Origin of the sequence: Dyella silvae, from assembly GCF_026421305.1 — a bacterium.
Lineage (GTDB): Bacteria > Pseudomonadota > Gammaproteobacteria > Xanthomonadales > Rhodanobacteraceae > Dyella > Dyella silvae.
The window spans coordinates 148569-161991 of sequence record NZ_JAPJBQ010000005.1; the positions used below are offsets into that span (position 1 = coordinate 148569).

Annotated in this window: 11 protein-coding genes; 7 read left to right on the plus strand and 4 right to left on the minus strand. The window is 65.1% G+C overall.

Translation table 11 applies throughout. From position 1 onward, the window contains the following. Positions 1 to 185: 185 nt before the first annotated feature. Positions 186 to 662: a hypothetical protein gene (locus OQE56_RS13290; RefSeq protein WP_267224987.1), complete on the minus strand. Its 477-nt coding sequence runs from the start codon at positions 660 to 662 to the stop codon at positions 186 to 188. Between the two features lie 393 nt (positions 663 to 1055). On the opposite strand from OQE56_RS13290, the gene OQE56_RS13295 reads away from it, so the two are divergent. From OQE56_RS13295 to OQE56_RS13315, 5 genes are all read left to right on the plus strand, one after another. Next, positions 1056 to 3191, plus strand: coding sequence for a bifunctional (p)ppGpp synthetase/guanosine-3',5'-bis(diphosphate) 3'-pyrophosphohydrolase (locus OQE56_RS13295; protein ID WP_267224988.1), 2136 nt, complete (start codon positions 1056 to 1058; stop codon positions 3189 to 3191). Between the two features lie 77 nt (positions 3192 to 3268). After that, positions 3269 to 4978 carry a tetratricopeptide repeat protein gene (locus tag OQE56_RS13300; protein WP_267224989.1) on the plus strand — a complete coding sequence of 570 codons (1710 nt, stop codon included), beginning with the start codon at positions 3269 to 3271 and terminating at the stop codon, positions 4976 to 4978. Between the two features lie 10 nt (positions 4979 to 4988). After that, entirely contained in the window at positions 4989 to 5831 is an 843-nt protein-coding gene (locus tag OQE56_RS13305; protein WP_267224990.1) for an SDR family oxidoreductase, read from the plus strand. A 334-nt stretch (positions 5832 to 6165) separates the two neighbouring features. Continuing rightward, complete coding sequence (mrcB, locus tag OQE56_RS13310) at positions 6166 to 8493, plus strand: penicillin-binding protein 1B (RefSeq protein ID WP_267224991.1); 2328 nt, start codon at positions 6166 to 6168, stop codon at positions 8491 to 8493. After that, positions 8490 to 9020: a tetratricopeptide repeat protein gene (locus OQE56_RS13315; RefSeq protein ID WP_267224993.1), complete on the plus strand. Its 531-nt coding sequence runs from the start codon at positions 8490 to 8492 to the stop codon at positions 9018 to 9020. Before mrcB ends, OQE56_RS13315 begins: the two co-directional genes overlap by 4 nt. 29 nt (positions 9021 to 9049) lie before the next feature. Here OQE56_RS13315 and OQE56_RS13320 read toward each other — a convergent pair whose 3' ends face one another. Together OQE56_RS13320 and OQE56_RS13325 are read right to left on the minus strand one after the other, a co-directional pair. Then, complete coding sequence (locus OQE56_RS13320; RefSeq protein ID WP_267224995.1) at positions 9050 to 9430, minus strand: helix-turn-helix domain-containing protein; 381 nt, start codon at positions 9428 to 9430, stop codon at positions 9050 to 9052. 295 nt (positions 9431 to 9725) lie between these two features. Then, complete coding sequence (locus OQE56_RS13325; protein ID WP_267224998.1) at positions 9726 to 10121, minus strand: VOC family protein; 396 nt, start codon at positions 10119 to 10121, stop codon at positions 9726 to 9728. A 71-nt stretch (positions 10122 to 10192) separates the two neighbouring features. Between OQE56_RS13325 and yoaA the strand changes: the two genes are divergently transcribed. After that, entirely contained in the window at positions 10193 to 12127 is a 1935-nt protein-coding gene (gene yoaA, locus OQE56_RS13330) for a DNA repair helicase YoaA (protein WP_267225000.1), read from the plus strand. Positions 12128 to 12207: 80 nt separating this feature from the next. Beyond that, complete coding sequence (locus OQE56_RS13335; protein WP_267225002.1) at positions 12208 to 12579, plus strand: VOC family protein; 372 nt, start codon at positions 12208 to 12210, stop codon at positions 12577 to 12579. A 5-nt stretch (positions 12580 to 12584) separates the two neighbouring features. Here OQE56_RS13335 and OQE56_RS13340 read toward each other — a convergent pair whose 3' ends face one another. Then, on the minus strand, positions 12585 to 13397 hold the full coding sequence (locus OQE56_RS13340) for a helix-turn-helix domain-containing protein (protein ID WP_267225004.1): 813 nt from the start codon (positions 13395 to 13397) through the stop codon (positions 12585 to 12587). Positions 13398 to 13423: the final 26 nt, after the last annotated feature.

Sequence of the window (13423 nt, forward strand, 5' to 3'; positions counted from 1 at the left end):
TCATCCCCGCGAAAGCGGGGATCCAGTGACTGTCGGTTGCCCTCCGCGATGAAAGGCGCTGGATCCCCGCTTTCGCGGGGATGACGGTGAGGGAATAACGACGTTATGCGGGGTTTTTGAAAAGTCTCTGAGTGAGAGCATTTTCAGCAGGAGCGCACTGCGTGCGCTCCTCTATAGAGCAAGCATTACTTCGTCCGCACCATGCTGGTGTTGTCGTTGCAGCCATCCACTGAAGCCATCCAGTTGCCGGCCAGAGAGCGGCGGATGGTGACCTTTGCGTTGGTGATGGTCATGCAAGGAATCTTGGTGGTGTCGGCCTGTTTCCACACCTGTCCGTTGTCCAGGGTGAGTTCGCTATGGCCATTGAAGCCTGCGAACTGGCCCTGGATGTGCGCCTGCACCGGGCCGGGCTTCTCGCCGGTCGTATAGAACACCGGCTTGCCGCCCGCGTCGACCATCTTGGTGACCACCTTGCCGTGTCCACTCAGCCAGGTGTCCAGATTCTTCAGCTCGTCGGGAGAGAGCTTGTCCAGGCCGGCGGCCTTGAACTCTTCCGGCGTCATGCGCTGCTGCACGGGCACGTACTGGTCTGAGGCGAAAGACAGCGAAGGCATCACGAAAGCGGCGCTCACAAGCAACGGCAGCAGGCGGGTCAGACGCATGGGGCAATCCTCTCAAACGGGGAAGAAATGTCTAAGGGCAACACTGATCAAGTATCGCCGTCGTCACCGTCCCTGTCTGCCTGCAGATCATAGGGGCGTCGGCGAAGGCAGACTGGCCGTCTGTCGAGTCGACGCCCCGAAGAGATGCGGGCAGACAGGGACGGCCCCACCTATAAATTTCAATGAAAGGGGTGATGCCTGGAAGGCCCACAGACAGAGGCGCGCGGCTTGGCAAGACGGCCAGTCTTCCCTGCGCCGCGCGCCTCTGTCTGTGGGCCTTCCAGGCATCATGACGACGGCGATACTTGATCAGTGTTGCCCTGTCGCAGCATACACGGCATGAATCGCTGGTTCATACGGTGCTCCGACCCTGCTGCACTAGAATGGTCCCCTATGGTCCAAGCCACCCTCCATCCAAGCCCGGGTCTCGCCCAGTGGCGCGAACGCGCCGGCAGCACGCTGCCCGTGCTTGGCGACGTGCTTGATGTCTGTGGGCAGCTGCCGCTCAACCAGGCTGAGTGCGCCGATGTGCTCGACCTGCTCGGCATGCTCGGTTGTGACGCGCAAACTCAGGCGGCAGCGCTTTGGTTCGAGGTGGCGCGTGCAGACCCGGCGCTGTGGGCGCAGCGCGAGGCGGCCCTGCCGGCGGAGCTGCAGCGGCTGGTCGCCGGGCAGCTGGCGGCTGAGCGGGTGTGGGCCTTGCACGCGCAGCATGGCGGCGATCATGGCGCGGAAGGTCTGCGACGCTTGCTGCTGGCCATCATTCGCGACTTGCGTGTGGTGTTCATTCTGCTGGCGAGGCAGCTGGCGCGCATGCGTGCCGCGGGGAGCCTGCCCGAGACCGAGCGCCAGGAGCTGGCACGCCTCACGCAAGACATCCACGCACCGCTCGCGAACCGGCTGGGTATCTGGCAACTGAAGTGGGAGCTGGAGGATCTCAGCTTCCGCTATCTGCAGCCCGATACCTATAAGCGCATTGCGCGTCTGCTCGACGAGCGGCGTGTCGATCGCGAAGAGTTCATCCGCGAATCGCTCACGGTGCTGCACAACGCGCTTGAGGCTGCCGGCATCAAGGCGGATCTCGCCGGCCGGCCGAAGCACATCTATTCGATCTGGAAGAAGATGCAGCGCAAGTCGCTGGAGTTCTCCGATCTGTACGACATACGCGCGGTGCGCGTGCTGGTGGACAGCGTTGCCGATTGCTATGGCGCGCTCGGCGTAGTGCATACGTTGTGGCCGCATCTGCCGGGCGAGTTCGATGACTACATCGCCCGTCCCAAGGGCAACGATTACCGCTCGCTGCACACCGCGGTGGTGGGTCCGCGCGGCAAGACGCTCGAGGTGCAGATACGCACGCACGAGATGCATCGCATCAACGAATTGGGCGTGGCCGCGCACTGGCGCTACAAGGAAGGCGGCAGCGCCGACAGCGAATTCGAGGCGAAGATTGCCTGGATGCGTCGCCTGCTCGAGCCGCGTCCCGACAGCGAAGGCGATCTGGCCGCTGAGCTGCAGACGGAGCTGCTGGAAGATCGCGTCTACGTGCTCACGCCCAAGGGTGAGGTGGTGGACTTGCCGCACGGTGCCACCGTGCTGGACTTTGCCTATCACGTGCACACCGAAGTCGGTCATCGCTGCCGCGGCGCCAAGGTCAACGGACGCATCGTGCCGCTCACCTTCCAGCCATCCAGCGGCGATCGCGTCGAAGTGCTTACCGGAAAAGTGGCGGAGCCCAGCCGCGACTGGCTGTCGACGCACCACGGTTATCTGCATACCTCACGTGCCAAGGAAAAGGTACGCACCTGGTTCCGGCGCATTGCACACGACGCCAACCTGGCGGCAGGCCGTGCCATCTTCGAAAAGGAGATCAAGCGTCTGGCTTTGCCGGCAGCCGACATCGGCAAGCTGCCTGCGCACTTCCATCTGAAGACCCACGACGAACTGCTGGTTGCACTGGCACTGGGCGAAGTCGCGCCGGGGCAGATCGCTCGCGTGCTGCAAGAAGCGGCCGCGCCAGCGCCCGCCATTACGCAGTCGGCGGCACCCACCACGTCCCGTCAGACGCTGCGCGACCATAGCGCGCTGAGCATCGAAGGCGTCGGCAACCTGCTGACCACACTGGCGCGTTGCTGCCAGCCGCTGCCGGGCGATCCGGTGCGCGGATTCGTCACCCGTGGGCGGGGCGTGTCGGTCCATCGCGCCGATTGCCCCAGCCTGATGCGGTTGGCCAAGCGCGATCCGGATCGCGTCATCGAAGTGGAGTGGGGCAAGGCCGCTGCCAGGGCGTACGAGGTGGATATCGAACTCCACGGCTACGACCGCAAGGGCTTGCAGAAGGACGTGACCAGCCTGATCAGTAACGCCAGCGCCCACATCATCGCCTCGTCCAGCCGCGTGTTCACCCAGTCCGGCGAGGTGGAAATGCGTTTCACCTTGCGCGTGCGCGACTTCGAACAGCTTTCCAGTCTGCTGGCCCGGTTGGTGGCCCTGCCCAACGTGGTCGACGCGCGGCGCGTCAGCGGCGGCTGAACAACGCGCATGTCGTTCCGGGAGCTGGCGTGGCGCAATGCTAAGCTGGCGCCGATAAATCCTTCCCTCGAGAACCCATGAACGGACGCAAAGACCAGCACGAGCACGGGTCGCAGGGCCGCACCGAGCCCACTATGGGCAACCTCGACAACCTGGACACGCCGGCGCAGGCCCCCAGGAACGACGACGGGTTGCCGCCGCTCACACTCGATCCGGATATGCGTCGCGCCGCATCGGCCCGGCCGGCGGCGTCGCGTCCGCGCAAGCGCGGCTGGCTGGTACCGCTGGCTTTGCTGGTCGTCATTGGCGTGGGCACGACGCTGTGGATGCAGCAGGACAAACTGCGCGGCCTGGTGCCCAGCACCGAACTTGACGGCGTGCTCGGGCGCGCGGAAACGGCGTTGGAGCAGGACCATCTGGACGGCAATGACGGCACCAGCGCTCGCGAACTGTTCGAAGCCGCGCGTGCGTTGCAGCCGGATAACGACCGGGCCCGCGATGGCCTGCGCAAAGTGGGGCAGGCCGAAATTGCCCGCGCCGATGCAGCGCTGCAGGCCCACAAGCTGGACGAAGCGGATCAGGCGCTGGCCACCGCCCGCGAGCTGCTGGGCGGCGGCAGCGATGTCGATCGCCTGACTCAGGCGCTGGCCAGCGCACGTAACGGCTCGGTACCGACCGATCGTCTGATCGAGCAGGCGCAACAGGCATTCGATGCCGGCAAGCTGGATGGCGACGATGGCGCGGGCGCGCTGTATCGCAAAGTGTTGAGCGCCGACCCGAATAACGCGGTGGCCTCGCATGGCCTGGACAAGGTCGGCGATGCGTTGGCCAGTCAGGTACACAAAGCGTTGGACGCCGGTGATCGCAGCACCGCCTCCGCGTTGGTCGACAAGCTGGCCGCGTTGCTGCCGAACTACGGCGAACTACCCGCGTTGCGCGCGGCACTGGTGCAGGCGGACCAGCAGAACAACGGCGCACTGGCCGACGCGTTGCAGCAGGGACAAGACGCGTTGCGTGCTGGCCGCATCACCGGACCCGGCGATGACACCGCGCTGGTGCATTACAAGGCAGTACTCGCGATCGCGCCCGACAATGCCGATGCCAAAGCGGGACTGGGTCAGGTGGCGCAGGCGTTGATCGTGCAGGCCAATGCCGCGCTCGATGGCGGCGATGCAGCCCACGCACGCCAGCTGCTGGATCAGGCGGCGGAACTGGCGCCGCGTTCGGCCGAACTGGCCGCCGCTCGCGCCCGCATGGGCGAGACACGCAAGTCCGCTTCTGCGTCGGTCGCGAGCGATGTTGCGCAGGACAACGCCGAATCCATGCAGCATCCCGCACTCACGCCGCAGCAGAGCGCCGAACTCACACGCACCATCCAGCGTGCCGACGCCGCGGCCCGCGAGGGCAAGCTGATGCTTCCGCCCGGCGACAGCGCTTACGACCTCTATCGTCAGGCGTTGGCGGTGGACGGCAACAACGAAGCCGCGCGCCATGGTCTGGAAGGGCTGTCCAACCTCGCCGTCAGCCAGTTCAACCAGGCCATTGCCAGCGGCAACCTTGCTGCGGCCGGCAACCGCCTCGCCGATCTGAGTGACCTTTCGCCGGGCGGCACGGCGCAGGGCGCGCTGCGTCAGCGGCTTGCCAGCGCCTGGATGGATCAGGCCGAGCAACAGCTGCAGAGCGGCGATCGCGCGGGCGCAGCGCAGTCGCTGGACAGCGCACGCAAACTGGCGCCGGGCAACCCGCGCCTGACGACATTGATGGCGCGGCTGCAGTCGGGCTCCTGAGGAAACACAAATGAGTGTGGTGGTTTTCGGAGCCAGCAGTCAGATTGGCCACTTCCTGCTGCCGCGCCTGAGGGCACGTGGCGAGCCCGTGTTGGCGTTGAGCCGCAAGCAGCATGCGAGCAGCCCCGGCGTGGACTGGGTAAAAGGCGAGTTGCCGGCCCGACTGCCTTCATTGGGGCAGCCATCGGCCGTCGTCAGCTTTGGCCCCTTGTTGCTGCTTGCTCAATGGCTGGCGGCCACGGGCTTGCCGCCGGGGACCCGGGTGATCGCCACCAGCTCGATGAGCGCCGAGTCCAAGCAGGCCTCGGATGTGCCTGCCGAGCGTGCCGTTTCGCAGGCACTACGCGACGGTGAGGCGGCGCTGGCTGAGGTGTGCGGCAAGCTGGGTTACCTCTGGACCGTGTTTCGTCCCACGCTTATCTATGGCGCCGGGCTGGATAAAAGCCTGACGCCCATCGCTCAGCGGGCCATGCGCACACGGGTATTTCCGCTGCCTGCAGGCCGGGGCATGCGTCAGCCCGTTCACGCCGACGACATTGCGGCGGCGGTGGTGGCGGCCATGGATCGCCCGGCATCGGCGGGCCATGTGTTGCCGCTGGGTGGTGGCGAGCGGCTCACTGCGGGTGAGATGTTCGCCCGGGTGCGCAACAGCCTGCCGGTACCGACGGTGCCGGTGCCGATACCGGCGCCATTGCTGCGCCTGAGCCGCCGCTTGGTGCCGCGGGTGCGCGGCCCGCTGACGCGGCTCGAGGCCAATCTGATTGCGGATAACAGCGAGCTTCAGCGGCTGCTGGGGTTGGAGCAACGGCCGTTCCGGCCGGATGCCAGCTGCTGGGTGCCACCTTCTGCCTAGAAAGGGGCCGATCGAGATCCTCGAGACTCCTGCTATTACCTCACCGTCATCCCCGCGAAGGCGGGGATCCAGCGACTTTCGGTTTCCCTCAACGCCTTAAAGGCACTGGATGACCAACCTTCGGCTGTTGTGAAGCTCTTCCCGCCTTCGCGGGGATGACGGTGGGGGAGACTACGCCGCGCGCAGGTCTTGAGGGGCATTAGCAAGGCGTGGTGGTCCCGAACACGCCCCACCCGAGCCCGCTCCAGGCCACAAATCGTCGCAGGCGTTCAGATGCCCGCCGGTAAGCAGGCCCTATGATCCCGGAGCCTTCCTGTTTCGGGGTCACCCCTACTTGTCCTTCTTCGCCCGCCTCCGTTCGTTCCTCAGCGCCATCTGGCCCTGGGTCCGCATCCCGTTCTGGGTCTGTGTGGGTTTGCTGTTCGGCTTCGTGCTGCCTTACACGCTGGTGTTGAACAAGCGCGTGCAGGATCGCTTCAACGACCTGGTCTTCGCGGTGCCCACCCGTATTTACGCGCGGCCGCTGCCGCTGGCATCCGGTACGCCGATGACGTCCGGGGCGCTGGAGCTGGAGCTGACCTTTGCCGGCTACAGCAACGACGGGCACGGCCAGGTGGCCGGTACCTGGGCGAAGGACGGCAGCAATTACACCATCGCCTCGCGTGGCTATGCCGGCCCCGACGGTGGCGAGGTGCCCAAACGCATTCGCGTCGCGCTGGGCAAGGGGCAGGTCGCCGGCGTGAAGGACGTCAGCACCGGCAAGCCACTGGAACTGACCCATCTCGATCCCGCACGCATCGCCACGGTGTATGGCTCGCAGCAGGAAGAGCGCCGCATCGTGCGCCTGAATGATGTGCCGCCGTTGTTGCTGAGCGGTTTGCAGGCCGTCGAAGACCGCGACTTCAAGCATCACTTTGGCATCGATGTCTTCGCCATCATTCGCGCCTCCTTCGCCAACCTGCGTGCCGGCCACACGGTGCAGGGCGGTTCGACGCTGACCCAGCAGCTGGTGCGCAACCTGTTCCTCGATCGCGAGCAGAACCTCACGCGCAAGTTCAACGAAGCGCTGATGTCGATCCTGATCGAAGCGCACTACGACAAGAGCCGCATCCTCGAGGCGTACGTCAACGAAGTGTTCCTGGGGCAGCAGGGCAGCCAGGCGGTGCACGGTTTTGCCGCCGCGTCGGAGTTCTACTTCGGCCGCCGCATGGAGGACCTCAAGCCGCAGGAGATGGCGCTGCTGATCGGCATGGTGAAGGGGCCGAGCTACTACGAGCCGCGTCGCTACCCTGATCGCGCGATGTCGCGCCGAAACCTGGTGCTGGATCAGTTTGTCGAGACAGGCCTGATCTCGAAGGAAGATGGCGAAAGCTTCAAGGCGACGCCGCTCGGCATCGTCACCAACGGGCAGTTGCCGCATAACCGCTTCCCCGCCTTCATGCAGCTGGTGCGCGATCAGATCACCAGCGACTTCGATGACGAAACGCTTTCCAACGGCAACCTGAGCATCTTCACCACGCTCGATCCCGCCGCCCAGGTGTACGCCGAGCAGGCCATCACCACCACGACGAACAGTCTCGGCAAGCGAGGCGAGGCCGCGCAGGCCGCTGCGGTAGTGACTGAAGCGCAGACGGGCGCCGTGCTTGCCATCGTCGGCAGCAAGGTGCCGGGCGATCAGGGCTTCAATCGCGCGCTCGACGCACGCCGTCCGATCGGTTCGCTGGTGAAGCCGCTGGTGTACCTGGTGGCGCTGGCCAACCCCGAGCGCTGGAACCTTGGCAGCCCGGTGGAAGACTCGCCGATCAGCATGCGCCAGCCCGATGGCAGCTTCTGGACGCCGAAGAACGATGAGGGCGACTCGCACGGCGCCGTGCCGATGGTCGATGCGCTGGTGCACTCGTGGAACCTGGCCACCATCAATCTCGGCATGACGGTGGGCGTGCCGCGCATCAAGGCGTTCCTTGAGTCGTTCGGCCTTACTGATGTGAATCCCAGCCCATCGCTGCTGATCGGCGCAGTGGATATGTCGCCGCTGCAGGCGGCGCAGCTTTATCAGTACATCGCTGCGGATGGACACGCCTTGCCGCTGCTGGCCGTGCGCGGCGTGGTCGATAGCAAGGGTCAGACCATCAAGCGTTATGAAGTGAAGACCGGATCGGGCGAGTATCAGTCTGCGGTGCGTCTGGTGACCTGGGCGATGCAGCAGGTGGCGCGCTCGGGCACGGCGGCGTCGATCGGCACTTCTGGTCTGTCGTATCTCAACGCGGCCGGCAAAACCGGCACCAGTAACGACATGCGTGACAGCTGGTTCGCAGGTTTCACCGGCGATCACCTGGCGCTGTTCTGGATGGGCCGTGACGACAACAAGCCCAGTGGCTTGTACGGCGCCACCGGCAGTCTGCGTGCATGGCAGGAGTTGTTCCGCAAACTGCCGACGCGTCCGCTGTCGGCAGCGCCGGGGCAGGGCCTGGAAATGGCCTGGATCAACACCTCCAGTGGCCGTCGTTCGGAACAGGGGTGCGAAGGAGCGCGTCAATTGCCGGTAGTCGCCGGTACACTGTCGCAGGACGCCGAAGGCTGCTTCTGGCAGCACGTCGGCAACCTTTTCGGCGGCGGTGATGCCCCTCCCGCGCCGGTCCCCAGTGCCCCAACGCGAGAATGACCATGTTCCGTCGCTCCCTTCCTGTTGTTGCGCCTGCCGTGCTGGCCGTTCTGCTCGCCGCATGCGGCCAGCCCAATGCACCCGCGCAGGCGACCCGCCCTACCGTGTCCGATGAGCAGATGCTGACGGCCATTCACACCGCCGGTGAGCAGGAAAAGTCTTCGATTGACGTGAATCCCTTGCGCGATCCCGGCGTGGCCGCGCTGCAAGACGCCGCCGACGGCGACGTGCGCGTGGGCAAGTACAACGACGCCGCGACCAAGCTCGATCAGGCGCTGAAGATCAGCCCCGACTCGCCGGACCTGTTGCAGGACCGCGCCGAGCTGGCCATTCGCCTCAAGGATTACGCCAGTGCCGAAAAGCTGGCGCATCGTTCGTGGGAACTCGGCCCGCGCCTGGGCCCGTTGTGCGCCCGCAACTGGCAGACCATCGTTGAAATGCGACAGCACGCGGGCGACGACGCCGGTGCGGCCAGCGCCGCCAAGTGGGTGTCGCAGTGCCACAAGGAAGGCCTGCAGCGTTACTGATGCAGCGCGGGGCGGCCTGTTTGGTCGCCTCAGTTTTCAGCGAGTAATTGAACCAACGCCGCGCGCCGGCGCGCGTTGAGCCGCCGCATGGCGGCGATGACGGCGCGCTCCTCGCTGGTCAGCGACTTGTAGGCCGCGCCGGGTTCGCGCAACTGGCCGCTGGCGGGCAGGCGGCCCAGCACCAACCAATCCAGGCTGCACTCCAGTTCCTCGGCGATGTCGGTCAGCCGCGAGGTCTCGGGCATGGATTGCCCTTTCAGCCATTGCCGCGCCGACTCTGTCGACACCCCAAAGTGCGCTGCCACGGTCGAGACGCGCGCGCGGCCGCCCGGAATGTCGGCGGCATCACAGGCTTGCTGCAGGCGATCTGCAAAGCCGGCGTAGGGGTTGACTGTTTTCTTGGTAGGCAAGTTAAACCTGGATTTGATGAACCCAATGTCCAAGCCATTCTTGGGTTTTGGCCCGGGGATGTTCCAAGTTTGACTTGTTTTGCAGGCCGTGATTGTTTCTCTCCAGGCGCGAGGCGTCCTCGGTCGAGTCGGGACGTCCTGATCGCCAACGGCTGCCCCCGTGCCCATCGGGGGAGGTTCCTGCGCCGGCACTCCACTCACCCGTGAGTCCGGCCATGGAATGCGCGGGTACCTACCGGATCCGCAAGGGCGGTGCGCGCCAGGCTAGGCTGGCGCGCATCCGGTATCTACAGCCTCAGGCTGGGGATGGCGGTGTGTGCCGGCGTTCTTCCATCAAGCCGACAAGGTTGCCATCCGGGTCACGCAGAAACGCCAGCCACAAGGTGTGATCGGAAAGCTCGGCGGTGGCACGCGGCTCGTGTTCGCCCTTGGCGCCGCGCTCGAGCATCGTCTGGTACGCCGCATCGATAGGGCTGACCTTGAAGTACAACACCGAGTTGCCGCCCACACTGCCTGCACCTTGCGGGGTGGTTAGCATGAGGCGGATGCCGCCAGTGTTCAGAAAGGCCAGCTGCGGGGCAGGGCGGAACAGGAGCGGCAATTCCAGAATATCGCGATAGAACGCGAGCGCCGTATCGACATCGCTGACGGTGATGGCGATCTGGCCGATGCCTGCGATAGATGAAGCCATGGCAGCACTCCGCACGGAGACTTGGCGAGTATAGATTCACGACGATGGTCCGGCTCCGCCATACTTGGCGGATGATCGATCACGAGGACGTTGCAGCGCTGCTGGGCACGGAAGGCCCCTTCGCTCGCGAGCTACCCAATTTCGCACCCCGCGCCGCGCAACAGGAAATGGCGCGCGCCGTGCAGCACGCCATTGCCGAGCGCGAGACGCTGGTGGCCGAGGCGGGCACCGGCACCGGCAAGACTTTTGCGTACCTGGTGCCCGCATTGCTCTCTGGCGAGCGCGTGATTATTTCCACCGGCACCAAGGCGCTGCAGGATCAGCTGTACTTTCGCGACTTGCCGCGCGTGCGCTCGGTGCTGAATGCGCGCCTGAAAACCGCGTTGCTGAAAGGGCGCGCCAACTACCTGTGCCTGTACCGGCTGGATCAGACCGTGCGCGAAGGCGCCACCTTTGATCGCACACAGGCGGCGCAACTGGCGGCCATCCGCACCTGGTCGGCACGCACGCGCCGTGGCGACCGCATGGAGCTGGCCGAGGTGCCGGAAGAATCGCCCATGTGGCCGCGCGTCACGTCCACGCCAGAGAACTGTCTGGGCGTGGAGTGTCCGTTCTACGACGACTGCCACGTGATCAAGGCGCGGCGTGAAGCGCAGGAAGCGGATCTGGTGGTAGTCAATCACCATCTGCTGTTTGCCGATCTGGCGCTGAAGCAGGAAGGCTTCGGCGAAATTCTGCCGGGTGCACACGCTTTCATTCTTGACGAGGCCCATCAGATTCCCGAACTCGCGGGCCAGTTCTTTTCGCAAAGCATCAGTGCGCGGCAGCTCAGCGATCTGGCGCAAGACAGCCTGAGCGAGTGCAACGGTGTCACTGGTGCCATCGGGTTGGTGCTGGAGCCGGTCGAGGCCATGCAGGACGCACTGCGCAAACTGCGTCTGGCGATGGATGGGCTGCCGGAACGCGGGCCCTTCAACCAACTGGAAGGCAGCGGCACTATCCAGAGCGCATTGCATGAACTACGCGAAGTGCTGGCGGCGTTCACCGACGTGCTGGCCTCGCAAGCGGAACGTTCGCGCGGTTTCGCCAATGCGCACGAACGTGCCGCCGTGCTGAGCGAACGCCTTGACCGCATTGCCGAGCGCGAGAGCGAACGGGATGTGCGCTGGTATGAGCTGTTCCCGCGTGGTTTTGCCCTTCACGCGACACCACTCGATCTCGCCGCGCCGTTGCGCGCCACGCGCGAGCAGACGCAGGCGGCGTGGATACATACCTCCGCCACCTTGTCGGTGGCGGGCAGCTTCGATCACTTTTCACGCCAACTGGGTCTGGAAGATCCGCAGACGTTGCAGGTGGAGAGTCCGTTCGACTACGCCACACAAGCACTCTGCTATCTGCCGGCGGGGCTTCCCGATCCTTCGGCGCGTGATTACACCGATCGCGTGCTCGATGCCGTGTTGCCGGTGTTGCATGCCTCGCATGGCCGCGCCTTTCTGCTGTTCACCTCGCATCGCGCGCTGCGCCGCGCGGCCGAGCTGCTGCAGGAGAAAGTGCCGTGGCCACTGTTTGTGCAAGGCACCGCGCCGCGCCATCGCCTGCTTGAGGAATTCCGTGCCAGCGGCCATGGCGTGCTGCTTGGCGCTGCCAGTTTCTGGGAAGGCGTGGATGTGGCTGGCGAAGCGCTCAGCGTGGTGGTGATCGACAAGCTGCCCTTCGCCGCACCCGACGACCCGGTACTGCAGGCGCGGCTGGAAGCGCTGGAGCACGCCGGCATCAACCCGTTCATGGGTTGGCAGGTGCCCAGTGCCGTGATTGCGTTGAAGCAGGGCGCCGGCCGCCTGATTCGCGACGTGCGCGATCGCGGCGTGCTGGTGCTGTGCGACCCGCGCCTCACCACCAAGGGGTACGGAAAGCTGTTCCTCAAGAGTCTTCCCGAGATGCCGCGGACGCGAGAACTGGCGCAGGTGCAGGCGTTCTTTGACGATGAAGTGACATCACTCGCCTGACGGCGTCCATGGGCACTGGCGTTCTGTTTACGCGGGATCGACCATAACGCGAGTGTCCCATCCATCGAGGAGACGGCAGCATGGCTAAGGTCACCGGTCTGGGCGGCATCTTCTTCAAGTCACGTGACCCAAAGGCGCTGGCGGACTGGTACGCCCGCCATCTGGGGCTACCCGTCGACGATTGGGGTGGCGTGCGTTTCGACGAGGATGCGTCGCGCCCGGGTTACACCTTGTGGTCGCCCTTCGGGGCGGATACGGAGTACTTCGGCCCGGGCCCACATCCGTACATGGTCAATTTCCGCGTGGACGATCTTCACGCGTTGCTGGCGCAGCTGCGCGCTGCCGGCATCACGGTGGATGAGCGTGTCGAGGAAAGCGAATACGGCCGTTTCGGCTGGATCACCGACCCGGAAGGTACGCGCGTCGAACTGTGGCAGCCACCCTCGAAGTAAGGCGGCTAACCGGCATCGCCTGCCAGTTCACGCAGGCGTCGCGCGGTGGCTTCATCGGCGGGCACAAACGCTTCCAGCGCCAGCTCGGCGAGCGTGATGTCCATGGGGGTGCCGAACACTGTGGTTGTGCTGAGCATCGATAGCACGGTGTCGCCGAGCGCCAATTCCATCGGCACGGCGATGGCGCCGTGTGTGCCGCCTGCGTCGTGCGCTGGCGCGTCGTCGCCACCGGGATAGTTGCGTAACTCCTGCAGCAGCGACAGCAATTCGGGATCTTGCGTGGTGTCTGCCTGCCGGCGCAGGCGATCGAGCAGATGCGCGCGCCATACCGGAAGGTTGTGGATGTAAGGCGCGAGGCCCGATGGGTGCAAGCTGAGCCGAAGCACATTGATCGGCGGTTCCAGCCATTGCGGCACCAACCCTGCCAACAGACGCTGGGTGGCCTGGTTGCTTTCCACCAGATTCCAATGGCGATCCACGGCCAGCGCCGGGTAAGGTTCAAGGCCCTTCAGCAGCAGCCGGATGGTGCCGCGCACGGTGGACAATGCTGGATCCTCGAAAGTGCGTTCGCGGTAGGCCGGCGCAAATCCTGCCGACACCAGTAACTGATTTCGTTCGCGCAAGGGAATATCCAGGTATTCGGCAAGCCGCAGGATCATGTCGCGGCTGGGTTGCGAACGGCCCGACTCCATGAAGCTGAGGTGCCGCGTGGAGATCTCGGCGCCGCTGGCGAGGTCGAGCTGACTCAGCCGGCGATGGCGCCGCCATTCGCGCAACAGATCACCCACGGGACGTTGCTGCACAGCCACAGCATTCATGCACTGGCTCCTGGCCTGAAACGATG